Origin of the sequence: Micromonospora sp. B006, assembly GCF_003408515.1 — a bacterium.
Classification (GTDB): domain Bacteria; phylum Actinomycetota; class Actinomycetes; order Mycobacteriales; family Micromonosporaceae; genus Micromonospora; species Micromonospora echinospora_A.
In genome coordinates this window covers 4,476,647-4,500,055 of the sequence record NZ_CP030865.1, presented here as the reverse complement: position 1 = coordinate 4,500,055, position 23,409 = coordinate 4,476,647, and the positions used below count along the sequence as shown (strand labels likewise).

General features: G+C 71.9%; 22 protein-coding genes and 1 pseudogene. 9 read left to right on the top strand and 14 right to left on the bottom strand.

Annotation, left to right across the window (positions count from 1 at the left end):
• Positions 1–104 precede the first annotated feature (104 nt).
• Positions 105–1,364 (bottom strand): ROK family protein, encoded by a 1,260-nt coding sequence (locus MicB006_RS20200; RefSeq protein WP_116508185.1) that lies wholly within the window; start codon positions 1,362–1,364, stop codon positions 105–107.
• Positions 1,365–1,417: 53 nt separating this feature from the next.
• Here MicB006_RS20200 and xylA point away from each other — a divergent pair, with 53 nt between their 5' ends.
• Both xylA and xylB read left to right on the top strand, forming a co-directional pair.
• Entirely contained in the window at positions 1,418–2,605 is a 1,188-nt protein-coding gene (gene xylA, locus MicB006_RS20195) for a xylose isomerase (protein ID WP_116508183.1), read from the top strand.
• Between the two features lie 11 nt (positions 2,606–2,616).
• Positions 2,617–4,041, top strand: coding sequence for a xylulokinase (gene xylB / locus MicB006_RS20190; RefSeq protein ID WP_116508181.1), 1,425 nt, complete (start codon positions 2,617–2,619; stop codon positions 4,039–4,041).
• 54 nt (positions 4,042–4,095) lie between these two features.
• Here xylB and MicB006_RS20185 read toward each other — a convergent pair.
• Positions 4,096–4,895 (bottom strand): IS5 family transposase gene (locus MicB006_RS20185; RefSeq protein WP_210893946.1). Its coding sequence is split into 2 segments (ribosomal slippage): positions 4,096–4,559 and positions 4,559–4,895, totalling 801 coding nucleotides; the frame shifts between segments, so codons are not numbered across the junction.
• A gap of 153 nt (positions 4,896–5,048) precedes the next feature.
• Between MicB006_RS20185 and MicB006_RS20180 the strand changes: the two genes are divergently transcribed.
• The gene (locus MicB006_RS20180; RefSeq protein ID WP_116508179.1) at positions 5,049–6,479 is read left to right on the top strand and encodes an MFS transporter; all 1,431 of its coding nucleotides are present in this window, start codon (positions 5,049–5,051) and stop codon (positions 6,477–6,479) included.
• A 59-nt stretch (positions 6,480–6,538) separates the two neighbouring features.
• On the opposite strand, the gene MicB006_RS20175 is transcribed toward MicB006_RS20180, so the two are convergent.
• The 5 genes from MicB006_RS20175 to MicB006_RS20155 all read right to left on the bottom strand — a co-directional run bounded on the left by MicB006_RS20175 (position 6,539) and on the right by MicB006_RS20155 (position 12,775).
• On the bottom strand, positions 6,539–8,182 hold the full coding sequence (locus MicB006_RS20175) for an alpha-amylase family glycosyl hydrolase (RefSeq protein WP_073830703.1): 1,644 nt from the start codon (positions 8,180–8,182) through the stop codon (positions 6,539–6,541).
• 42 nt (positions 8,183–8,224) lie between these two features.
• Complete coding sequence (locus tag MicB006_RS20170; protein WP_073830591.1) at positions 8,225–9,295, bottom strand: LacI family DNA-binding transcriptional regulator; 1,071 nt, start codon at positions 9,293–9,295, stop codon at positions 8,225–8,227.
• Between the two features lie 60 nt (positions 9,296–9,355).
• Positions 9,356–10,315: a carbohydrate ABC transporter permease gene (locus MicB006_RS20165; RefSeq protein WP_116508177.1), complete on the bottom strand. Its 960-nt coding sequence runs from the start codon at positions 10,313–10,315 to the stop codon at positions 9,356–9,358.
• A 1-nt stretch (position 10,316) separates the two neighbouring features.
• A complete protein-coding gene (locus MicB006_RS20160) occupies positions 10,317–11,363 on the bottom strand; it encodes a carbohydrate ABC transporter permease (protein WP_073830593.1) in 1,047 nt (348 codons plus the stop codon).
• Between the two features lie 71 nt (positions 11,364–11,434).
• Complete coding sequence (locus MicB006_RS20155) at positions 11,435–12,775, bottom strand: ABC transporter substrate-binding protein (RefSeq protein WP_116508175.1); 1,341 nt, start codon at positions 12,773–12,775, stop codon at positions 11,435–11,437.
• Between the two features lie 236 nt (positions 12,776–13,011).
• Here MicB006_RS20155 and MicB006_RS20150 point away from each other — a divergent pair, with 236 nt between their 5' ends.
• A complete protein-coding gene (locus tag MicB006_RS20150; protein ID WP_116508173.1) occupies positions 13,012–13,788 on the top strand; it encodes a M23 family metallopeptidase in 777 nt (258 codons plus the stop codon).
• 43 nt (positions 13,789–13,831) lie between these two features.
• On the opposite strand, the gene MicB006_RS20145 is transcribed toward MicB006_RS20150, so the two are convergent.
• From MicB006_RS20145 to MicB006_RS20130, 5 genes and pseudogenes are all read right to left on the bottom strand, one after another.
• Positions 13,832–14,329 (bottom strand): TspO/MBR family protein, encoded by a 498-nt coding sequence (locus MicB006_RS20145; protein WP_073830597.1) that lies wholly within the window; start codon positions 14,327–14,329, stop codon positions 13,832–13,834.
• A gap of 159 nt (positions 14,330–14,488) precedes the next feature.
• Entirely contained in the window at positions 14,489–14,635 is a 147-nt protein-coding gene (locus MicB006_RS32045; RefSeq protein ID WP_013288160.1) for a GPGG-motif small membrane protein, read from the bottom strand.
• Positions 14,626–15,403 (bottom strand): annotated as a pseudogene (locus MicB006_RS20140) (metallophosphoesterase). The gene MicB006_RS32045 and the pseudogene MicB006_RS20140 overlap by 10 nt, the downstream one beginning before the upstream one ends.
• Positions 15,404–15,413: 10 nt before the next feature.
• Positions 15,414–15,623 (bottom strand): hypothetical protein, encoded by a 210-nt coding sequence (locus tag MicB006_RS20135; RefSeq protein ID WP_225980833.1) that lies wholly within the window; start codon positions 15,621–15,623, stop codon positions 15,414–15,416.
• 56 nt (positions 15,624–15,679) lie between these two features.
• The gene (locus MicB006_RS20130) at positions 15,680–16,261 is read right to left on the bottom strand and encodes a nucleotidyltransferase (protein WP_116508170.1); all 582 of its coding nucleotides are present in this window, start codon (positions 16,259–16,261) and stop codon (positions 15,680–15,682) included.
• Positions 16,262–16,409: 148 nt separating this feature from the next.
• Here MicB006_RS20130 and MicB006_RS20125 point away from each other — a divergent pair, with 148 nt between their 5' ends.
• Positions 16,410–17,141: a dTMP kinase gene (locus MicB006_RS20125; RefSeq protein ID WP_116508168.1), complete on the top strand. Its 732-nt coding sequence runs from the start codon at positions 16,410–16,412 to the stop codon at positions 17,139–17,141.
• Here MicB006_RS20125 and MicB006_RS20120 read toward each other — a convergent pair.
• Positions 17,126–17,806 carry an SDR family NAD(P)-dependent oxidoreductase gene (locus MicB006_RS20120; protein ID WP_116508166.1) on the bottom strand — a complete coding sequence of 227 codons (681 nt, stop codon included), beginning with the start codon at positions 17,804–17,806 and terminating at the stop codon, positions 17,126–17,128. The two genes, MicB006_RS20125 and MicB006_RS20120, sit on opposite strands and share 16 nt — an antisense overlap.
• A 268-nt stretch (positions 17,807–18,074) precedes the next feature.
• Between MicB006_RS20120 and MicB006_RS20115 the strand changes: the two genes are divergently transcribed.
• From MicB006_RS20115 to MicB006_RS20105, 3 genes are all read left to right on the top strand, one after another.
• Positions 18,075–18,989 (top strand): MurR/RpiR family transcriptional regulator, encoded by a 915-nt coding sequence (locus MicB006_RS20115; protein ID WP_073830605.1) that lies wholly within the window; start codon positions 18,075–18,077, stop codon positions 18,987–18,989.
• On the top strand, positions 18,986–19,933 hold the full coding sequence (locus tag MicB006_RS20110; protein ID WP_073830606.1) for an N-acetylmuramic acid 6-phosphate etherase: 948 nt from the start codon (positions 18,986–18,988) through the stop codon (positions 19,931–19,933). Before MicB006_RS20115 ends, MicB006_RS20110 begins: the two co-directional genes overlap by 4 nt.
• A 470-nt stretch (positions 19,934–20,403) precedes the next feature.
• Positions 20,404–21,393 carry an RNA polymerase sigma factor RpoD/SigA gene (locus MicB006_RS20105; RefSeq protein ID WP_073830704.1) on the top strand — a complete coding sequence of 330 codons (990 nt, stop codon included), beginning with the start codon at positions 20,404–20,406 and terminating at the stop codon, positions 21,391–21,393.
• A gap of 72 nt (positions 21,394–21,465) precedes the next feature.
• Here the strand turns inward: MicB006_RS20105 and MicB006_RS20100 are convergent, their stop codons facing one another.
• Positions 21,466–22,431 carry an NlpC/P60 family protein gene (locus MicB006_RS20100; RefSeq protein WP_116508164.1) on the bottom strand — a complete coding sequence of 322 codons (966 nt, stop codon included), beginning with the start codon at positions 22,429–22,431 and terminating at the stop codon, positions 21,466–21,468.
• Positions 22,432–22,895: 464 nt separating this feature from the next.
• On the opposite strand from MicB006_RS20100, the gene MicB006_RS20095 reads away from it, so the two are divergent.
• On the top strand, positions 22,896–23,405 hold the full coding sequence (locus MicB006_RS20095; RefSeq protein ID WP_116511655.1) for a DUF6232 family protein: 510 nt from the start codon (positions 22,896–22,898) through the stop codon (positions 23,403–23,405).
• Positions 23,406–23,409: the final 4 nt, after the last annotated feature.

The window sequence follows — 23,409 nt, the reverse complement described above, 5'->3', positions numbered from 1 at the left end:
GACCCCTGCGCATGCTGTCGGTGCACTCCTCGCTCGGCGAACAGGTTGCCTGGCGGCAAGCGTACCGAGCGCAGGCACGGAATGCCCGTCCAGGACGGGCCGGATCAGGCGCTCCGGGCCAGCCAGCCCACCGGCCCGTCGACGATCCGGCGGACCACCGAGCCGGCTCCGCCGACCGCGGCGGACTGTGCCCCGAGCACCGCCGGGCGCACCTCGACCGGCGCCCAGGCGGCGGTCAGCACCCGCCGGGATACCTCCGCCACCACCGGGGGCCGCAGCCAGGGCGCGAGCGGGGCGTATCCGCCGCCCAGCACCACCGTGTCCAGGTCCAGCAGGTTCACCACGCCCGCCACGGCGATCCCGAGGGCGGCGCCGGCGTCGGCCAGGGCGGCGAGCGTGGCCGGGTCGCCGGCGCCGGCCAGGTCGGCGAGGCGGGTGGCGGCGGTGTCGGCGGGCAGCTCCGCGCCGGGCAGCCCGGCCGAGGCCAGGATCGCCTCCTGGCCCGCGTACCGCTCCAGGCAGCCCTGGCCGCCACAGCGGCACGGCCGCCCCTGCGGCTGGACCGGGAAGTGACCGATCTCTCCGCTCCAGCCGCGCGCGCCCCGGTAGAGCGAGCCGTCCAGCACGATCCCGGCGCCGATGCCGATCTCGCCGGTGATGTGCAGGAAGCTGCGGGGTCCGGCCGGTCGCGCGTACAGCTCGCCGAGCGCCGCCAGGTTCGCCTCGTTGTCGACCACGAGCGGTGGCACCCCGTCGACCGGCTCGGCCAGCCGGTGCCCGGCGAGCAGCGCCGGCACGTCCACGTCGCGCCAGCCGAGGTTCGGCGCGAGCCGGACCAGGCCGCCGTCGCCGACCAGGCCGGGCACTGCGAGCGCCGCCCCGGCCAGGGTCAGACCGTCGCGTACGGCGGCGGCGCGCGCCTCGGCGGCCAGCGCGGCGAGCCGGGCGAGCGCGTCGGCGGGGGAGACCGGGCGCAGGTCGGCACGGCGGACCAGGTGGTGCCGGACCGTGCCGGTCAGGTCGACGACGCAGGCGGCCAGGTAGTCGACGTTCACCTCCAGGCCGAGCCCGGCCGGGCCGTCGGAGGCGAGCACCAGGCCCCGGGCCGGCCGGCCCGCCCCGGTACGCGGCTCCGGCTCCGCCTCGGCGACCAGCCGGCCGGCGATCAGGTCGTCCACGACCGCGGAGACGGTGGCCCGGGTCAGGCCGGTGCCGGCGGCGATCCCGGCCCGGGAGGGCGGCCGGTCGGCGGCGGCGATCCGCCGGAGCACGACAGCGAGGTTCAACTCGCGCAGGCTGCCCTGCCGGACCGCCCCGGCGGTGCTGGCGCTTCTCACCTCTTGACACTGCCACATCGTCGCCATTTAATTCAACCGCTGAACAAATCGCGGACGACACCACCACCTGGAGGTCTGCCATGGCACCCCGTCCCACCCCCGCGGACAAGTTCTCCTTCGGCCTCTGGACGGTGGGCTGGCCGGCCCGTGACCCGTTCGGCGACGCGACCCGTCCCGAGCTGGACGCCGTCGAGGCCGTGCACCGGCTCGCCGAGCTCGGCGCGTACGGCATCACCTTCCACGACGACGACCTGGTCCCGTTCGGCGCGGACGCGGCCACCCGCGACGCCCGGCTCAGCCGGTTCCGCAAGGCGCTCGACGAGACCGGCCTGGTCGTGCCGATGGTCACCACCAACCTGTTCAACCACCCGGTGTTCAAGGACGGCGGCTTCACCAGCAACGACCGCGACGTACGCCGGTACGCGCTGCGCAAGGTGCTGCGCAACATCGACCTGGCCGCCGAGATGGGCGCGAAGACGTTCGTCATGTGGGGCGGCCGGGAGGGCGCCGAGTACGACGTCGCCAAGGACGTCCAGGCCGCGCTGGACCGCTACCGCGAAGCGGTGGACCTGCTCTGCGAGTACGTCGTCGACAACGGCTACGACCTGCGCTTCGCCCTGGAGCCCAAGCCGAACGAGCCGCGCGGCGACATCCTGCTGCCCACCGTCGGCCACGCGCTCGGCTTCATCTCCACCCTGGCCCGCCCGGAGATGGTCGGGCTCAACCCGGAGGTCGGGCACGAGCAGATGGCCGGGCTGAACTTCGCCCACGGCATCGCCCAGGCGCTCTGGCAGGGCAAGCTGTTCCACATCGACCTCAACGGCCAGCGCGGCATCAAGTACGACCAGGACCTGGTCTTCGGCCACGGCGACCTGCTCAACGCGTTCGCCCTGGTCGACCTGCTGGAGCACGGCGGCCCGAACGGCGGCCCGGCGTACGACGGCCCGCGTCACTTCGACTACAAGCCGTCCCGCACCGAGGACATCGCCGGCGTGTGGGCCTCCGCCGAGGCGAACATGCGGACGTACCTTCTGCTCAAGGAGCGGGCCGCGGCGTTCCGCGCCGACCCGGAGGTGGTCGAGGCGCTCGCCGCCGCCCGGGTGGCCGAGCTGGCCACCCCGACGCTCAACCCCGGTGAGGGCTACCGCGAGCTGCTGGCCGACCGGACCGCGTTCGAGGAGTTCGACCCGGAGTCGGTCGGCGCCAAGGGCTTCGGCTTCGTCCGGCTCAACCAGCTCGCCGTCGAGCACGTGCTCGGCGCGCGCTGAGGCGGGCCGCCATGCCGCTCGTCGCGGGGGTCGACTCGTCGACCCAGTCCTGCAAGGTGGTGGTCCGGGACGCGGAGACCGGCGCGCTGGTCCGGCAGGGCCGCGCGCCGCACCCGCCCGGCACCGAGGTCGACCCGCACGCCTGGTGGGAGGCCCTGCGGGCGGCGGTCGCCGAGGCCGGCGGCCTGTCCGACGTGACAGCCGTCTCGGTCGGCGGCCAGCAGCACGGCATGGTCTGCCTGGACGAGTCCGGGAAGGTGGTCCGCCCGGCGCTGCTGTGGAACGACACCCGGTCCGCCGACGCGGCAGCGGAACTGGTCGCCGAGGCCGGCGGCGGGGAGACCGGCCGCCGGTTCTGGGCCGACGCGACCGGCGCGGTGCCGGTGGCCAGCTTCACCGCCACCAAGCTGCGCTGGCTGGCCCGACACGAGCCGGACAACGCCGACCGGGTGGCCGCCGTGTGCCTGCCGCACGACTGGCTGACCTGGCGGCTGGCCGGCGCGCCCGGCCTGGACGCGCTGCGCACCGACCGGGGCGACGCCAGCGGCACCGGCTACTGGTCGCCGCGCACCGGCGAATACCGGCTGGACCTGCTGGAACAGGCGCTCGGGCGGCGCCCGAAGGTGCCGGTCGTGCTCGGCCCGGCCGAGGCGGCCGGACACCTCGACCCGGCGGTGCTCGACCGCGACCCGGGCGCGGCGGGGCGGATCCTGCTCGGGCCGGGCACCGGGGACAACGCGGCGGCGGCGCTCGGTGTCGGCGCCGGTCCGGGCGACGTGGTCGTCTCGATCGGCACCTCCGGCACCGTCTTCGCGGTCGCGGACACCCCGGCCGCCGACGCGAGCGGGGCGGTGGCCGGGTTCGCCGACGCCACCGGCCGGTTCCTGCCGCTGGTGTGCACGCTGAACGCGGCCCGGGTGCTCGATGCCACCGCGACCCTGCTCGGCGTCGACCTCGACACGCTCGGTGAACTGGCCCTGTCCGCCCCGCCCGGCGCCGACGGGCTGGTCCTGGTGCCGTACCTGGAGGGGGAGCGGACGCCGGACCGACCGCACGCCACCGGCGAGCTGAAGGGCCTGACACTGCGCACCTCGACCCCGGCGCACCTGGCCCGGGCCGCGGTCGAGGGGATGCTCTGCGGGCTGGCCGACGGTCTCGACGCGCTGCTCGCCCAGGGCGCCCGCGCCGACCGCATCATCCTGGTCGGGGGCGGCGCCCGGTCCGCCGCGGTGCGGCGGATCGCGCCGCAGGTCTTCGGTCGTCCGGTCACGGTGCCGCCGCCCGGCGAGTACGTGGCCGACGGCGCGGCCCGGCAGGCCGCCTGGGTCGCGCTGGGCGGCGACACCCCGCCCACCTGGTCGGTCGGCGACACCGAGGAGTACGCGGCAGAGGCCGTGCCGGCCATCCGCGAGCGCTACGCCCACGCCCGGGGGTAAGGAAGGGCCCCTTCTTAACGCCTCCGGTAGAGAAGGGGCCCCTTCTTAGAACTTCTAACTTTGGGTGCGTTGGAGTTGGCGCCAGCAGATGAGGGCGCAGGCGAGGCTGAGGAAGGCTTGGTGGATGTCGTCGCGGATTTCCCAGCGGATGCGCAGGCGGCGGAACCAGTGCAGCCAGGCGATGGTGCGTTCGACGACCCAGCGTCGGGTGCCGAGGCCAGAGCCGTGGGGTGTGCCGCGTCGGGCGATGACGGGGGTGACGCCGCGGGCCCGGATCTGTTGGCGGTGGCTGTCGTAGTCGTAGCCCCGATCGGCATACAGCCGGTCGGGGCGCCGCCGTGGCGGGCCGGGGCGTCCGCCGATCGGGGGGATGGCGTCGAGCAGGGCGGTGGTCTGGGTGGAGTCGTGGCGGTTGCCGCCGGTCAGCGTGACCGCGAGAGGGATGCCGCCGGCGTCGGTGATGACGTGGTGTTTCGAGCCAGGCTTGCGGCGGTCGACCGGGCTCGGACCAGTTTTGGGCCGCCCTTGAGCGCCCGGATGTGGGAGCCGTCGATCACCGCCCTCGACATGTCCAACTGGCCCGCGCCGCGCAGCCGGGCCAGCAGCACCTCGTGCAGCCGTTGCCACACCCCCGCCTGGTTCCAGTCCCGCAACCTGCGCCAGCAGGTCATCCCGGAGCCGAACCCGAGTTCCTGGGGCAGGTACTCCCACGGGATCGCGGTGTAGAGCACGAACAAGATCCCGCACAGCACCTTGCGGTCATCCAGCGGCTTGCGCCCCGGGTACCGGCGGCGGCGTGGTGGGCGGGGTGGCAGCAGCGGTGCGATCTCGGCCCACAACTCATCCGAGACGATCCACGGCGGCTGCTCACCCCTCCTCACGTCCAGACGAAACGACCCTCACATCCGGTCGGTTACGCCCAACATCATTAAGTTAGGACCTCTTAACACGCCCGGCGTTCGGGGGCGGTGTCCCGGATCCGGCCCGCACCTGATTGGCTGCCCTGCATGACGGGCACGAAGGTCTCCCGGCGCGGGAACGCGGCACACCGGCTCTACAGCGTCGTGGTCTTCGTGGTGCTCGCCTCACTGGACAACGTGGCGATCGGCCTGGTGCCCCCGCTGTACGGGCCGATCTCCACCGCGCTCGACGTACCCACCCGGATGCTCGGCCTGGTCACCGCCGTCAGCTTCCTGGTCAGCGCGGTGGCGGCGGTGGGCTGGGCGTACGTCGGGGACCGCACCAACCGCAAGCCGCTGCTCATGGTCGGCACGCTGCTCTGGGCCGCCGGCACCGGGGGCAGCGCGTTCGCCGAGGGGTACGCGACGTTCCTGGCCGCGCAGTTCGTCGGCGCGGTCGGGCTGGGCGCGGTGGGCTCGGTCGGCTTCTCGGTGGTCACCGACCTGATCTCACCGCGCCGACGCGGCCTGGTGATGAGCTTCTGGGGGCTGTCCCAGGGCGTCGGCACGCTGGCCGGGACGCTGCTCGGCGGCGTGCTCGGGTCGACCGACTGGCGGCGGCCGTTCCTGCTGCTGACCGGCGTGGGTCTGGCCGCGACGCTGGCGTACCTGTTCACCTACGACATCCGGCGCGGGCAGAGCGAACCGGAGCTGGCCGGGGCGATCGACGCCGGGAACGAGTACGACTACCGGATCAGCCGCGCCGACCTGCCCCGGATCCTGGCCCGCCGGACCAACCGCTGGCTGATCATGCAGGGGCTGACCGCCCAGGCCGCGTTCGGCTCGCTGGTCTGGTTGCCGGTGCTGTTCAGCCAGCGGGCCGAGGCACAGGGCTACTCACCGGCCACGGCAGTGGTGGTGGGCAGCGTCTTCGCCACGCTGTTCCAACTCGGCGGTGTGTTCTCGATCGTGGGCGGCCTGGTCGGCGACGCGCTGCAACGGCGTACGCCGAGCGGCCGGGCCACGGTCGCGGCCGTCGGCATCCTCGCGGCGCTGCCGTTCTACCTGGTCCTGTTCTTCGTGCCGATCCGCATCGACGTGCCCGACGGCGCCGGGGCGGGCGCGGTGGTGACGGCGGTGCTGTCCAGCGTGCTGACCGAGCCGACGGTGGGGCTGAGCCTGCTCACCGCCGTGGTGGCGCTGGCGCTGACGTCGGCGAACTCGCCGAACTGGTTCGCGCTGATCGCCGACGTGAACCCGCCCGAGCACCGGGGCACTGTCTACAGTCTGGGCAACCTGGTGAACGGCGTCGGGCGGGCGGCCGGCAACGGGCTGGTCGGGGTGGCGTTCGCGGCGCTGCGTACGGCCTTCCCGCCGCCGTTGAACTACGCGGTCGGGCTGGCCGCGTTCCAGCTCTTCTTCATCCCGACCGGGATCATGTACTGGCTCGCGGCCCGCACCTCACCCCGGGACATCGCGCAGGTGCACGACCTGCTGCACGCCCGAGCCGACCGCCTGGAAGGAAGGGCCCCTTCTTAACAGGTGAGTGTTAAGAAGGGGCCCTTCCTCTACCGGAGGCGTTAATAAGGGGCCCTTCCTTACACCCGGAACCAGACGGTGACATCCGTCGGGACCGCGGGGCCGTCGAGCGGCGCGCTCGACACCAGCACCTGCGCGCCGGCCGGCAACGGCGCCGGGTCGGCGCCGAAGTTGGTCAGCACGGTGAGGTCGCCGTTGGTGAACGTGAGCACCTCGTCGCCGGAGGACAGGAACCGCAGCGGGCCCCGGGCCAGCGCGTGCTCGCGGCGCAGCCGCAGCGCGGTCCGGTACAACTCGTACGTCGAGCCGGCCACGCCGCGCTGCCGGTCCAGCGCGTACTCGGCCCATGTCGACGGCTGGGGCAGCCAGCTCGCGTCGGTCGGCCCGAAGCCGTACGACGGGGCGTCGGCCTCCCACGGGATCGGCACCCGGCAGCCGTCCCGGCCGCGCTCGGTGTGCCCGCTGCGCGCCCACGTCGGGTCCTGCCGGGCCTCGTCGGGCAGCGTGGTGTGCTCCGGCAGCCCCAGTTCCTCACCCTGGTAGAGGTAGGCGGACCCGGGCAGCGCGAGCATCAGCAGGCTGGCCGCCCGGGCCCGGCGCAGGCCCAGCGCGGCGTCCGGCTGCGGGTCGTCCACGCCGACGCCGTTGGCCCGCCCACCGGCGGTGCCGAGCCCGAGCCGGGAGGCGTGCCGGACCACGTCGTGGTTGGACAGCACCCAGGTGGTGGGCGCGCCGACCGAGTCGGTGGCCTCCAGCGATCGGGTGATCACCGCGTACTGGGCCGGCGCGGTCCACGCGGCGAGCAGGTACTCGAAGTTGAACGCCTGGTGCATCTCGTCCGGACGCACGTACCGGGCCAGCCGCTCGGCCGGCTCCACCCACGCCTCGGCGACGAGGATCCGCTCACCGGGGTACGAGTCGAGCAGCCGCCGCCACTCCCGGTAGATCTCGTGCACGCCGTCCTGGTCCCACATCGGCGGACGGGGCTTGTCCACCTCGCTGCCGGAGAGGATCTCCTGCGGCTCCTGCCAGTCGGCCAGGTCGGCCTGCTTGATCAGGCCGTGCGCCACGTCCACCCGGAAGCCGTCCACGCCGCGGTCCAGCCAGAAGCGCAGCACGTCGAGGAACTCCGCGCGCACCTCCGGGTTGTCCCAGTTGAGGTCGGGCTGGCCGGAGTCGAACAGGTGCAGGTACCACTGTCCGTCGGGCAGCCGGGTCCAGGCTGGGCCGCCGAAGACGCTCACCCAGTCGTTCGGCGGCTCGGCGCCGTCCGGGCCCTTGCCGTCGCGGAAGACGTAGCGCTGCCGCTCCGGGCTGCCCGGCGCGGCCGCCGCAGCCGCTTCGAACCAGCGGTGCGCGGACGAGGTGTGGTTGGGCACCAGGTCGACGATCACCCGCAGTCCGCGGGCCTTCGCCTCGGCGATCAGTTTGTCGGCGTCGGCGAGCGTGCCGAACAGCGGGTCGACGTCGCGGTAGTCGGCCACGTCGTACCCGGCGTCGGCCTGCGGGGACGGGTAGAAGGGAGACAGCCAGAGCGCGTCGACGCCCAGCTCGGCGAGGTGGTCGAGCCGGGAGGTGATCCCCGGCAGGTCGCCGATCCCGTCGCCGTCGGAGTCGGCGAACGAGCGCGGGTAGACCTGGTAGATGACCGCCTCGGTCCACCATCCGGTGCCCGGGGCCTGCTGCGTCGCGTGGGTGTTCAGCGCCTTACTCCTGTCTTGGTGGTGCGGGACGAGCAAGTTGGTTCAGTGTGCCCGGGGCGGCGCTGTCGATTCGCGCACCACCAGGCGAGTGGGGAGGATCACCGGGGTCGGCGTCCGGTCGTCGGTGTCGGCGTCGCGCGGCGCGGGCACCGGGCCGGGGTACGGCGCGGCGGCCCGTACGCCCAGCGGGTCGAGCAGGATGCGGGCGGCCAGCAGCCCCTGCTCGGCGGCGGGCTGGGCGATGGTGCTCAGACCGAGCACACCCGCGAGATCGTGGTCGTCGATGCCGATCACGCTCACGTCCTGCGGCACCCGCAGCCCGGCGTCGCGCAGCGCGGTGATCGCGCCCATCGCCATCTCGTCGCACGCGGCGAAGATGGCGGTCGGCGGCTCGCCCCGGGCCAGCAGTTCGGCCGTGGCCCGGGTGCCGCCGTCGATGGTGAACCGGGACTCGACGTCGAGGCTCGGATCGAGGGCGATGCCGGCGGCCCGTAACGCCTCCTGGTAGCCGCGCCGCCGGTCCAGGTGCGTGGTGAAGGCCAGTTCGTCGTCCGGGTCGCCGGAGATGTGCGCGATCCGGGTGTGGCCGAGGTCGAGCAGGTGGCGGGTGGCGGTCCGGGCGGCGGCCACGTCGTCGATCCGGACGCAGGGCCAGCCGGGGACCTTGGTGCCGGAGCTGATCGTCACGCCCGGCAGCTCCAGTTTCGTCAGCGCGTGCACGTCGGCCGCCCGCAGCGGGGTGGCGACCAGGATGATCGCGTCCACGCGCTTGTGCAGGCTCGCCGTGTGCAACACCCGCTGGCGGGTCCGCTCCCGGCCGCCGAGGTTGTAGAGCAGCAGGTCGTACCCGCTGTCCTGGAGGAACTCCTCGACCGATTCGACCACTGTGCCGAAGAACCATCTGGTGATCCGGGGAACGACCACCGCGACCGTGCCGGTCCGGCCGCCGGCCAGCCGGCTGGCGCTGGGCGACACCGCGTACTGGAGTTGTTCGGCGGCGGCGAGCACCCGGCGGCGGGTCGCGGCCGAGACCGTCGGCAGGCCCCGCAGCGCCCGGGAGACGGTGGCCGTGGAGACTCCGGCCAGCCGGGCGACGTCGTCAATTCTGGTCATCGTGGGCTCCCCGCTGTGACCCGGGCCCGCCGCCGGCCGTGCCGGCGGCGGGACGCCGGATCAACCCTTGACGCTGCCGGCGAGCAGACCTCGCACGAAGAAGCGCTGGAGGGACAGGAACACGATCAGCGGTACGACGATCGACACGAACGCGCCGGCCGTCAGCCGCTGCCACTCGTTGCCCCGGGTGCCGGCCAGCTCCGCGAGCCGGACGGTGAGCGGAGCGGTCTCGTCGCCGCCACCGGCGAAGATCAGCGCGACCAGCAGGTCGTTCCAGACCCAGAGGAACTGGAAGATGCCGAACGCGGCCAGCGCGGGCATGATCAGCGGCAGCACGATGGTGCGGAAGATCTTCGGGTGGGTGGCCCCGTCGACCCGGGCCGCCTCCATCAGGTCGCCGGGGAGCTGCGAGATGAAGTTGTGCAGCAGGAACACGGCGAACGGAAGCGCGAAACAGGTGTGCGCGAACCACACCTGGGCGAACTTCTGCTCGTCGACCAGGTCCCACGCGGGCATGATCTGCACGCCGGCGACCGTGACGCCGGTGGAGAAGAACCGCAGCAGCGGCACCAGGGCCATCTGCAGCGGCACGATCTGGAGCGCGAAGATGCCGATGTAGACCCAGTCCCGCCCCTTGAAGTTCATCCACGCCAGCGCGTACGCGGCGAGCGACGCGAAGGCCAGGGGGAAGAGCACCGAGGGGATGGTGATCGCCAGCGAGTTGATGAAGTAGCTGGCCAGCTGCCCGGACGAGCCGGAGCTGAACAGCACCTCCTGGTAGTTCTCCAGCGTGATCTGCGGGTTGGTGAAGAACGTCCACCACCCGGTGGTCTTGATCTCGTTCTCCGGCCGGAGCGAGGAGATGAACAGGCCGAAGGTCGGGATCGTCCAGAGCATCGCGATGACGATCGACACGAGCGTGGCGGTACGGCTGTTCAGGCGCTTGCGCACCCGGGCGACCCGGGTGGTCGGCTCGGTGGCCTGGGCGCCGACTCCGACGGTGGGCGTGGTGGTGGTCATCTCAGCCCTCCCGCTGCTTGCGCAGGTTGCGGATCTGGTAGATCACGATCGGGATCACCAGGACGAACAGGAACACCGCCAGCGCCGAGCCCTGCCCGTTCTCCTGGTAGCGGAACGCCTGGTTGTACATCTCGGTCGCGATCACGTTCGTGTCGTAGTTGCCGTTGGTGGCGGTCCGGACGATGTCGAAGACCTTGAGCGTGGCGATGGAGATCGTCACCACCACGACGATCAGCGCCGGGCGGATGCTCGGAATGGTGATCCGCCAGAACATCTGCCACGCGGTGGTGCCGTCGAGCCGGGCCGCCTCGACGATGTCGGCCGGGATGGCCTTGATCGCGGCGGAGAGCACCACCATCGCGAAACCGGCCTGGATCCACACCATGATCACGATGAGCAGGAACGTGTTCAGCGGCGAGTCCAGCAGCCACTGCTTCGGCTCGCCGCCCAGGCTCACCACGATCTGGTTGAGCAGGCCGATCTGGTCGCCCTCGCCCCGGTAGGCGTACACGAAGCGCCAGATGATGGAGGCACCGACGAACGAGATCGCCATCGGCAGGAAGATCAGGGACTTGGCCACGGCCTCGAACCGGGCCTTGTCCACCAGGACCGCGTAGATCAGGCCGAACGCGGTGGCCACCAGCGGCACCAGCAGCACCCAGATCAGCGTGTTGATCAGGACCCGGACGATCGAGTCCTCGGCGAACATCCAGCGGTAGTTGTCCAGTCCCACCCAGTTGCTGCTGCTGGAGTCCATGAAGGAGAGCAGCGTGGTGCGGATGGCCGGCACCACCAGTCCGACGGCGAGCAGCAGCAGCGTCGGCAACAGGAAGAAGAACGCGAACGCGCCCTCGCGCTGCTTGGGCCGGCGGGGCAGCGGCGTGCCGCTCACCGAGGCGGCGACCAGTTGCGCCTCCCGGCGCCGGGCGAAGTACGACGGCACCACGTCGAGGAGCAGGAGCAGCCCGCCCACCACCGCGACGAAGGCGATCAGCCCGTACATGAGCATGAGGAACTTCGGCTGCTCCGCCGCGAAGTCGAACTCCATCGACCCTCCTTCAAGGGCTCGGTTACCAGAGGTGGCCCGGTCCGCGTGCGCGGACCGGGCCACCTGCTAGATCACTTCCAGCTTCCCTCGATGTCGTTCAGGACGGAGTTGGTGTCCTTGCCGTTGATCCAGGCCACCATGCCCTTCCAGAAGGTGCCGGCACCGACCGCGGCCGGCATCAGGTCCGAGCCGTCGAAGCGGAAGACCGTCTTCTCGTCCTGGAGGATGCCCACGGAGAGCTTGTCCACCGGGTTCGGCACGTTGTTGATGTCCAGCTTCTTGTTCGCGGACACCCAGTCACCGATCTTGGCGCGGCTGTTGGCGTACTCGCCGGAGGCCAGGTAGGTCTGCACCGCCTGGACCTCGGGACGGTCGGCGAACGCGCCGACGAACTCGCCGCCACCCAGCACCGGCTTGCCCTTGGCCGGGTCGATGGCCGGGAAGTAGAACGCGAAGACGTCGCCGTCCTCGGCCACCTTGCTGCCCTCGGGCCACTGGTTGGCGTAGAAGGACGCCTGGCGGTGCATCGCGCACTTGCCGGTGGTGATCGGCGTGCCGCCCTCCTGGAAGGCGGTGGTGGAGATGCTCTTGACGCCGCCGAAGCCGCCGTTCATGTACTTCTCGTTCTTCAGGATGGTGCCGGCCCGGTTGAGCGCGTCAGCCACCTGCGGGTCGTTGAACGGGATCTGGTGGGTGGTCCACTTGTCGTAGACCTCCGGGCCGCCGGTGCGCAGCAGCACGTCCTCGATCCAGTCGGTGGCCGGCCAGCCGGTGGCGTCACCGGACTCGATGCCGGCGCACCACGGCTTGGTGCCGCTGCCCGCGATCTGGTCGGAGAGCTTGATCAGGTCGTCCCACGTGGTGGGGACGGTCCAGCCCTTCTCCTTGAAGGTCTTCGGCGAGTACCACACGAAGGACTTCACGTTCGAGCCGAGCGGGGCGCCGTAGAGCTGGCCGTTGACGGTGCTGTACTTCAGCCAGTCGGGGGAGTAGTTCTGCTCGGCCATCGCCTTGGTGTCGGCGCCGACCGGCTTGAGCTTGCCCGAGTCGACGAAGCGCTTCAGCAGGCCCGGCTGCGGGATGAAGGCGAGGTCGGGGGCGTTACCGCCGTCGACCCGGACCGGGAGCTGCGCCTCGAACTCGGCGTTGCCCTCGTGGTCGATCTCGATGCCGGTGCAGTCCTCGAACTCCTTCCAGGACTCGTTGAGGCGGTCGGCCTCGATCTCCCGGATGGAGGAGTAGATGGTCACCTTCTTGCCGTCGTGACCCTCGTACTTCTCGTATGCGGCGCATTCGGCCGATCCGGCCTTGTCGCTCTTCTTGTCATCGCCGGTGCCGCAGGCGGCGACACCGAGCGCCAGCCCCAGGACGCCGGCGACCGCGAGCGTCTGGCGCGATCTGGCAAACGCCATGCCGATCTCCTTCCTTGCCGGCGCGTGGGGGGATCGAACCCGCGCCGGTCCGATGGTCGTCCTCACATGTAAGCGCTTGCATCATGTCGGGTCCACCCCTGGCCGGACACGGCCCGGTAACAATCCCGAAACCCTGGTCACGGGGCTGGGTGCGCTCCCACGAATCTTCCCGAGAACGGAACTTTCTGTCAGGATGTCTGCATCATATTGAAGACTTTCAACATAGGAGGCAGTGGATGCGGAAGCGATGGCTCGCCCTCGGGGCGAGCGCGGTGGTCCTGGCGGCGACTCTCGTACCGGCCGCGCCGGCGATGGCCGCGCCGACGTTCAAGGTCCCGTTCCCGTGCAACCAGTCCTGGTCCGGGCAGACCCGGACCAACCACAGCCCGGCGAACGCGATCGACTTCAACCGCACCGACGACGCCGGTGACCCGGTGGTCGCCAGCGCGCCCGGGACCGTCGACGTGGTCACCAACCTCGGCGACACCAGCTACGGCAAGTACGTCCGGATCAACCACGGCGGCGGCCACACCACCTACTACGCCCACCTGAGCGGCTTCAACGTCTCCGTCGGGCAGACCGTCGGCTACGGCCGGGTGATCGGGTACGTCGGCACGACCGGCGGCTCCACCGGCCCGCACCTGCACTACGAGCAGCGCATCGACGGCAGCTCCGTGAAGATCAAGTTCAACGGCGTCCAGGCGCTCTACTGGGGCACCAAGACCTACACCAGCGACAACGGCTGCGGCGGTACGAACACCGGCGAGGGCACCGTCAACACGGCCGGCTCCCCGCTGACCGTCCGCTCCGGCCCCGGCACCGGCTACAGCTCGGTCGGCACGGTCGCCGACGGGGCGAAGGTGACCATCCAGTGCCAGACCAGCGGCACCAGCGTCAGCGGCACCTACGGAACCAGCTCGATCTGGGACCGGATCGGCTCCGGCCGGTTCATCTCCGACGCCTACGTCTACACCGGCTACGACGGCTACATCCCCGGCGTACCCCGCTGCTGAGCCCGGCGGGCGCGGGGGCGACCGGCCCTCGCGCCCGGACCGGTCAGGAGTTCAGCCGCCACACCGCGAAGTTCAGCGCGGACGCGAACGTCACCCACGCCCAGTACGGCAGCATCAGCAGCGTGGCCGGCCGGGAGATCCGCCGGAACAGGGCCACCGTCACGCCGATCGCCAGCCACATCAGCACGATCTCGGCGAACGCCAGACCGTACGCCCCGGCGCCGAAGAACAGCGGCGTCCAGATCGCGTTGAGCACGAGCTGCACCACCCAGGCCCAGAGCGCGGGGCCGAAGCCGGCCCGGCGCCAGACCAGCCAGCCGGCGATCGCGATCAGCGCGTAGAGCACGGTCCAGACCGGGCCGAACAGCCATGACGGCGGCGCCCAGGCGGGCTGCTCCAGGCTCTGGTACTCGGCGGAGGTGCCCTGGACACCCAGCCCGCCGATGGCGGCCGCGGCGAAGGTGGCGGCGCCGAAGCCGAGCAGCGCCCACCACTTCCGGGCGCCGGCCGTCCGCCGGGTGACACTCTGCGACATCTCCATGGTCGAGATGTTTCCGCTCAGCGGGGCGGGCAAACGCCGGCGGACAGGCGCACCGGCCCCGGACACGCAGACGCCGGAGTCCTCGGGCTCCGACGTTCCGATCCGAGGGGGAGGAACGTCTTGGCCCGAGGACTCCGGCGCGTCGCGCTTCGGTAGGGGTTAGGTGTTGAAGATGCTGACGCCGCCCGGGCCGACCAGCAGGCCGACGACGATGAGGACGATGCCCCAGAGGATCTGCCGGCGGAACAGGGCGAGAATTCCGGCGACCACCAATACGACTGCGAGAATCCAGAGAATCAGCTCCATGGCGGCTGGATACCCGTACGTCCGATCCCGGAAACCTCCCGCTCAGTCCAGGTGATCTCCCAGGTGGAAGATGCTGTACGCCTGCTTGATCACCGGGTGCGCCACGTTGCGGACCCGCACTCCGCCCGGCGTGGTGCCACGCTCGGTGCCGTGGTGGGCGTGCCCGTGCAGCGCCAGCGCGGTGGGCGCGGCGTCGATCGCCTGCCCGAGCTGGTAGCACCCGAGGAACGGATAGATCTCCAGCGGCTCGCCGGCGAGCGTGTCGGGCACGGGGGCGTAGTGGGTGAGCGCGACGAGCGCGTCGCAGTCGAGCGAGAGCAGAGCCCCGGCCAGCGCGTCCGCGCTCTCCCGGGTGGTCCGCACGAACGCCTTCATCTCCGGCTCCCCGAAGTCGCTGGCGCACCGCCCGGCGAACCCGCCGCCGAACCCCTTCACGCCGGCCACCCCGAGCCGCCCGCCGGGGGTGTCCACCACGGTGCCGGTGCCCTCCAGCACGGTGATCCCGGCGTCCTCCAGCACCTTCACCACCTGCGGCACCTGGTCGCACTGGTGGTCGTGATTGCCGAGCACGGTGATCACCGGTACGCCGACATCGCCGAACTCCTGGGCCACGCAGCGCGCCTCGGCCTCGGTGCCGTGCCGGGTCAGGTCACCGGCGAGCAGCAGCGCGTCGGCGCTGCCGGGCAGCTCCTCCAGCGCCGGCCGGAACCGGCCCACCACGTCCTCGTCCAGATGCACGTCGCCCACGGCGGCGATCCGGATCACCATCGAACCTCCCTCACGGCAGTTCCTCGACCTGGGTGGGCGCCTCGGTGTGGATCACCCCGATGTCACTGGTGACCGGCGTGTCCGGGAAGCGCTCGGCGACCCGCCGCAGGATCTCCTCCCGCCGGTGCGGGCTCTCCACCTCGCCGTAGAGCACCAGCCCGCTCTCCCGGCGCACCACTGTGATGCCCTGCTCGGCCACCGAGGGGTCCTCGGCGAGCATGCTCTGGATCTCCGCCTCGACGTACTCGTCGGGTGGCACGTCGTGCGACTGTCCGGTCACAGGGTCTCCCTTCCGCCGGGCACGCCGCCGGGCAGCACGACCAGCCGGTCGAGCAGCACCAGGAACGCCTCCGCGTACGGCGAGTGCTGCGTCTCCTTCCGTACCCGTTCCCAGTCGATCTGTTCCCGCAGCGAGCGGGCCAGCGGCAGGGCGCGGGCGAAGTCGCAGTAGTGCTGCGAGAAGCTCAGCAGCTTGTGCACCATGAGCTGGCTGGCCGAGAGCACCGGCATGTGGATGGCGTCGACCGGGCGCACGATCGTGTCGGCGAACGTCTCCTCGGTCACCGGCGTCTCGACCGGCCGGTGGATCAGGTCCACCATCCGGTCCTCGTCGTAGACCTTGACCAGCCAGTCCTCCGGCGGGCGCTCGGCGGTGAAGCCGGCCTCGACCAGCGCCTCCAGCGCCCGGTCGACGTCCACCTCCCGGAGCAGGAAGTCCACGTCGTGGTCGCTGGAGTGGCCGCCGTGCGCGTACACCGCGAAGCTGCCACCCAGTGCGAACGGGATCTCGGACTGTTTGAGCACGGCGGCGACCTTCTTCAGCGTGTGCACCAGGGTCTCGTCCCCGCGCTCGGCCATCTGCGGCTCCCTCGTCGTCATGGGCGTTGGGATCACGATGCGTACCCGGCTGGCGCTTTGGTCACACCTGTAGCGGCGCGGTTCCGTCCGCTCGGGCAGGAAAGCGACAAATAGGCGATGTGAGCGTCGGTCGGATAACCTCGAAAAGGTGGCCAGCTCACGGCGAGCGCGGCGCGGCAGGGCCCGACTGCGCGCTGTAGCCCTGATCGGCATCGACGGCTCGGGCAAGACCACCCAGGCGCACCGGCTCGCCCAGGCCCTGACCGCCGCCGGCCACCCCGCGACCTATCACCGCAACGCCGGTGGCCGCCGCTGGCTGGGCCGCATCGCCCAACGGGTCGGCCGTGCGGACGCGCAGCGGCTCGTCGGGCGCGACGGCCTGCTCGCGGTCGAGTCGGCGCTGCGGTGGCTGGCCATCGCGCTCGCGTTGCTCAGCTGCCTGGTCACGGGCCGTACCGCGGTGATGGACCGCTGGTCGTTCTGCCAGTACGCGAGCATCCGGGCGCACGGCGGGCAGCGGTGGGAGCGGCTGGCCCGGGCCGGCTACCGGGTCTTCCCGGCGCCCGCTGTGACGTTCCTGCTCACAGTGGACCCGGCCGAGGCGTACCGCCGGATCGAGCGGCGCGGCACCGACCACGAGAGCATGGAATGGCTGACCGACGCGGACACCGCGTATCGGAGGCTGCCGGAGTACGGCGGCTTCGTGGTGGTGGACGGCAACGGCCCGCCGGAGGAGGTGGCCCGCCGGATCCGGGCGCACCTGAGCGAGTGGCTGCCCGATGATCCGTCCGCCGGTCCCGGCCCGGCTCCGGGCGGCCCGCCGCGTCCGGTCGGCGGGGCGGGCCGCGACGGCCCGGTGCCGGTTCAGGCCCGGCCGTAGACCGGGATGCCGGCGCCGCTCGTGGGCGCCGACTCGGTGGAGGCCAGGAACCGGATCACGCCGGCGATCTCCGCCGGGGGCACCCAGCGCCGGTGGTCGGCGTCGGGCTGGGCGGCCCGGTTGGCCGGGGTGTCGATGACACTCGGCAGCACCGTGTTGGACCGCACGCCGCGCTGCCGGTACTCGACCGCGACCGCGTCGGCGAACGCCCGCACCGCGGCCTTGGCGGTGACGTAGCCCGAGGCGCCCGGGAACGGCGACACCGCCGCCCGCGCGGAGACGCACACCACGGCGCCGTCGCCGGTCGCGGCCAGGTGCGGCAGCGCCGCGTGGGTCACCAGGTAGGTCGGGCGCAGGTTGAGCCGCAGCATCCGCTCGAACTCCTCGACCGGGGTCTCGTGCACCAGGCCGCCGGCGGCGTACCCGCCGACCAGGTTGACCAGTGCGCGCAGCGGCGCGGCGGGTTCGGCGGTGGCGACCTCGACCGCCCGCGCGGCCCCCTCGGGGGTCAGCAGGTCCGCCTCGACGCGGACCGGGCCGCCGCCGTCCGTCCCGGGCTCCCGCTGGGGTACGACCACCCGCCAGCCGGCGTCCAGGAAGGCCTCGGTGACCGCGCCGCCCAGCCCGCCCGTACCTCCGGTCACCAGCACCGTGCGTTCCGTCATGGACACACGCTAACGAACGGCCCCACCGGCCGTCCGGCGACCCGGCGGCGGCCGTCCGGCCTGCCTGGTCGAGGCCGTCCAGCCAGATCGGGTCGCGCGACGGCGGACCGGCACGCCGCCCGGCGGGACGGACTCGAGCGGACCGGATGAAGCGGCCGGGCTGCGAGAATGGGATCCTTGGCTCGGGTGGCGGGCACGGAAGACGGTAAATTTCCCGATACGCGGTGTCATGGTTGACGCTCACGCCCTCTGAAAGTAAGTTTCATCCGTGGCGAAGAGTTCGAAGATTTCTGCGAGTCACGAGCCCGGTGGACTGATCGTCCACATCAGCGGCCTGCTGCCCTCGCTGTCCCCGGCCGAACAGCGGGTGGCCCGGCTGGTCGTCTCCGATCCGGCGGACGCCGCCCGGCGTACGATCACCGACCTCGCCACCGCCGCCGAGACGTCCGAGGCGACAGTGATCCGCTTCTGCCGCTCGGTCGGCATGGACGGCTATCCCCAGTTGCGGATCCGCCTCGCCGCCGAGGCCGCCCGCCGGATCGAGCCGCCGGACGCGCGGGTGGTCGGCGGCGACATCCCGCCCGGCGCCGACCTGGCCCAGATCATCGCCACCATCGCGTTCAACGACGCCCGGGCCGTCGAGGAGACCGCCGAGCAGCTCGACCCGGCGGTCTGCGAGCTGGTGGTCGAGGCGATCGGCGCGGCCGGCCGGATCGACGTCTACGGCGCGGGCGCCAGCGGCTTCGTCGCCTCGGACTTCCAGCAGAAGCTGCACCGCATCGGCCGCATCGCGTTCTACTTCCCGGACGTGCACACCGCGCTCACCTCCGCCGCCCTGCTCGGGCGCGGCGATGTCGCGGTCGGCATCTCGCACACCGGCACCACGTCCGACGTCATCGAGGTGCTGGAGCAGGCGCGGGCCCGGGGGGCCACCACCGTGGCGCTCACCAACTTCCCGCGCTCGCCGATCACCGAGGTCGCCGACCACGTGCTCACCACCGCCGCCCGGGAGACGACCTACCGCTCCGGCGCGACGGCCAGCCGGCTGGCCCAGCTCACCGTCGTCGACTGCCTCTTCGTCGGGGTGGCCGCGCGCAGCCGGGCCCGGACCAAGAAGGCGCTCGAAGCCACCGCCGAGGCGGTCAAGTCGCGCCGGGTCGGTCCCGGTCGGAGGCGGGGATGACGGCGGGCCGGGTGGAACGCGACGGCGTGGCGGCGATCCGGCCGGTGGTGCGTGTCGGCGCGCCGACCGAGCGCCGCAACCCGCACAGCTTCGACCTCGACCTGATGTCCACCCGGGACGTGCTCACCGTGATCAACGAGGCCGACCGGCGGGTGCCGGCCGCCGTCGCCGCCGTGCTGGACGAGATCGCCGAGACCGTCGACCTGGCGGTGGCCGCGCTGCGTGACGGACACCGCGTGCACTACTTCGGCGCCGGCACCTCCGGTCGCCTCGGCGTGCTGGACGCGGCCGAGCTGGCCCCCACGTTCAACTCGCCCCGGCACTGGTTCTGCTCGCACCTCGCCGGTGGCCCGGACGCCATGTGGCGGGCGGTCGAGGACGCCGAGGACGACGAGCGCGGCGGCGCCGCCGAGGCCGCCGAGTGCGTACGCCCGGGCGACCTGGTGGTGGGCCTGGCGGCCAGCGGACGCACCCCGTACGTCCTCGGGGCGCTCGCCGCGTCCCGGGAGCTGGGGGCCGGTACGGTGCTGCTCTGCGCGAATCCGGAGGCCGAGGCCGCCGCGTCGGTGGACGTCTTCATCGGGGTGGACACCGGGCCGGAGGTGGTCACCGGGTCGACCCGGATGAAGGCCGGCACCGCGCAGAAGCTGGTGCTCAACACGTTCTCCACGGCCGTCATGGTGCGTCTGGGCCGTGTCTACTCGAACCTGATGATCGACATGGTGGCCACGAACGCCAAACTGCGCGGCCGCATGATCTCGATCCTCGTGGAGGCCACCGGCTGCGCCGAGGAGGTCTGCCGGGTCGCCCTGCGGGAGGCCGACGGCGACCTCAAGACCGCGCTCGTCGCGCTCGTCTCCGGCGCCGAGGTGCCGGCCGCCCGAGCGGCGCTGGCCCGCTCCGCCCACCAGGTACGCGGCGCGCTGGCCCTGCTCGCCTCCTGAGCGCTCCGGCCCGCTCTTCCCGCCCGATCCACCCGCCCGGCGCATCCGCCAGGCGGGTGCGACGCGTATCACGTGCGGGAGGGGGACGTTCCCGCCCGTACGGATTGTTCAACGAGGCGGAGGGTAATCCTGAGCATGGCTGAACCGACCGGTCCGCGAGCGCGTATCTCGCAGTGACCAGGATCGCAACGACCCGGTGACGCGGCTCGCTGTGTTCATGGAACAGGCAATGGTGCCATTCCATGGGCGAATAGCGATTCAGCAGCTCCGGCAGGCGTCAAAAGCCGTGTCCGGAAGCCGTCCGAACCGGGCCGGTAACAGGAAACATGGACCGGGCTCTCAGCTAGCACTCAGGCATTCGTGACAGTTTCGACTCACGACAAGGAATCCCCGACGCGTCACACCTGTTGTGTAGGTGTCAGCACCTACGGGCACAGCGGAGGTTACGGGGAGGGCTGATGAACGTGGGGATGGCAAGGAACCGGGCAACCGGCGCGAGCGAGGGGACCGTGGCAATCGTGGACAAGAACATCGGCATGCGTACCGACGAGGTCGCCGAGGAGCGGGACCTGGTCGGCGTCTACCTGCACGAGATCTCCCGGACGCCGCTGCTCGACGCCGCCCGGGAGGTTGACCTCTCCAAGGCGATCGAGGCGGGCCTCTACGCCGAGCACCTGCTCGACTCAGAGCGCATCCCCGACGGCGTCGACCGGGAGGACCTGGAGCGGCTGGTCGTCGAGGGTGAGCGCGCGAAGGACCTGTTCATCCGCGCGAACCTGCGGCTGGTCGTGTCGATCGCCCGGCGTTACGTGCGCTCCGGGATGCCCATGCTGGACCTGATCCAGGAGGGCAACACCGGCCTGGTCCGGGCGGTCGAGAAGTTCGACTACGAGCGTGGCTTCAAGTTCTCCACCTACGCGACGTGGTGGATCCGCCAGGCCATCAGCCGGGCGATCGCCCAGCAGGAGCGGACCGTACGGCTGCCCGTGCACCTGGTCGAGGACGTCAACCGGATGCGCAACGTGGCCCGGCAGCTCACCCGTGAGCTGGGTGCCGACCCGGAGCCGGAGCAGATCGCTACCGCCCTCGGCGTGACCGTCGAGCGGGTCAACGAGCTGGTCCGCTGGTCGCAGGACACCGTCTCGCTGGACACGCCGGTCGGTGACGACGGCGACACCAACCTCGGTGACCTGGTCGCCGACAGTGACGCGCCCTCGCCCGAGGAGATCGTGCTCACCGGCCTGGAGCGGCAGCGGATCGAGGGTCTGCTCAACCACCTCGACGACCGGTCCGCCGGCATCATGCGGGCCCGTTACGGCCTGGAGGACGGGCGCGAGCACTCGCTGACCGAGGTCGCGTCGCGGTTCTCGCTCTCCCGGGAGCGGATCCGCCAGCTGGAGATCCAGGCCCTCGGCCGGCTGCGTGAGCTGGCTCGCGCGGAAGGGCTGCAGGCGGCCTGACCTGGTAGTAATTGAGACAACGAACGGCCGGCGTCCGACAGGGGGACGCCGGCCGTTCGCCGTCCGCGTCGATCAGACCCGGCCGTAGCCGGCGATCGACATGATGTTCATACCGCGTTTGCTGACGTTGCGTCCGGCGCTCGGCGCGTCGATGATCTGGCCGTTGCCGACGTAGAGCGCCACGTGCCCGAGCCCGGAGTAGAACACCAGGTCGCCCGGTTGCAGCTCGCTGCGGCTGATCCGCTTGGTGGCGCTCCACTGTCTCGCCGCGCTGTGCGGCAGCGACTTCCCGGCCACCCGCCACGCCGCGAGCGTGAGACCCGAGCAGTCGTAACTGCCGGGGCCGTCCTGGCCGTAGCCGTAGGGCTTGCCGACCGCGCCGTAGGCGTACCGCACGGCCTTGCCGGCGTCACCCGAGACGGCCGGGGGCTTGCCCGCCGAGCCGGCGTTGCCGGGCGCCTCGGTGGCCCGCCCGTACGCCCTGCGCCGCATCTCGTAGAGGCCGGCCAGGTCTCCCTCGATCCGCGTCTTCGCGGCCTTGAGCTGCTTGGCCTGCGCCGCCTCGCGGGCGAGCGTGACGTCCAGCTGGGTCTTCTGGTCGATCAGCCGCTGCTGGTCGGCGGTGAAGCTGGAGAGAGTGCGCTGGCGCTGGCGGGTGAGCTGGTCCAGGGTGCCCAGCCGCTCCGGCAGCGTGGCCTGGCCGCCCGGGTCCAGCAGGGCCGCGGCGGTACGCATGCCGCCGGTCTTGTACGCCGTCGCCGCCAGCACGCCCACCTCGGCGCGGCTGCGCTCGGCCTGTTCCTGCAACGGCCCGATGCGGGCCTCCAGCTTGGCCGCGGTGGCCTTGTTGGCCTTGATGTCCTCGTTGAGCTTGTTGTAGGACTCGACGATTCGCTCCAGCTCAGTCGAGGACTTCTCGATCTGCTTCGTCAGCTCGGCGGGGGTGGGCTCGGCCCGAGCCACCTGCGCCGGGGCGAGTAGCGCGGCCGAAAGGCCGGCCACCGCCAGCGAGCGGAGCAGCATCCGTAAGGACGACAAGAGCGGAAAGCTCCTCTCCCACCGGTCGCCGGGCGCGTTCGCGCCCCGGCGACACCGGCCCGGGGCCATCCGGGGCGGATGGCTGTCGACCGGGCCGACCTGCACAACCTAACCCGTGATCGGAGTAGCCGGGAGTTCAAGCAGGGGCGAAAGTTGGCAAAGTGGCGGAAAGTGACGGTGATACGCCTGACCGTCCGTGCCCGCCTCGCCGACCGGCCGTACCCGGGTTCGGGCCCTGTGCGTAGATGGTGTGGCTCGCCCGATTGGTCGTTCTGGGCGGATGTCGTCAGCCACCGCCACGCAAAGTCATGACAAAGACTGAAATCGGTCTCTCTTTCCGGCGGCCCCACCGTGGCAGGTTCGCGGCCGGCCGGCGAAAACCCGAGGTCAGGTGGCGGACCCGCAACACAATGAAGCCCGGAACCGGGATTCCCGCACGGGATCCGCGTCCCCGGGAGGCCGCCGTGCAGACCGACCGCTCCGCCACCCAGCCGCCCCGACCGGCCACGCCCAAGCTGCTCTACGCCCGGCCCGGCATCGTCGTCACCGCCGAGCGCTTCACCGTCGGCCGCAACACCTGGCCGGTGGCCGAGATCACCCAGGTGCGGACCGACCGTGGCCCGCACGACCGGCTCGCGATCCCCGCGGTCGTCGTGTCCGCCGCGATGATCGCCGCGGTCGGGGTGCTGCTCGGCTTCACCGGCGGCCTGCACCGGCTCACCGCCGGGGCGTACCTCATGCTCGGCGGGGTCGGGCTGGTGCCGCTGCTGCTCGTGCTGATCGGCGACCGCTGGCGGCCCCCGGCGCACGAGCTGTGGGGACGCGTCCGCGGCACCGAGGTGCTGCTGTTCAGCAGCGACGACGAGCGGCAGTTCGGTCAGGTCAGCCGGGCGCTGCGCCGCGCCCGTGAGGCGGCACGCATGGGCGGCTGGGCCGACCCGCCGCCGCCCGAGCCGTGGCGGCCGCCGCGGTGAGCGG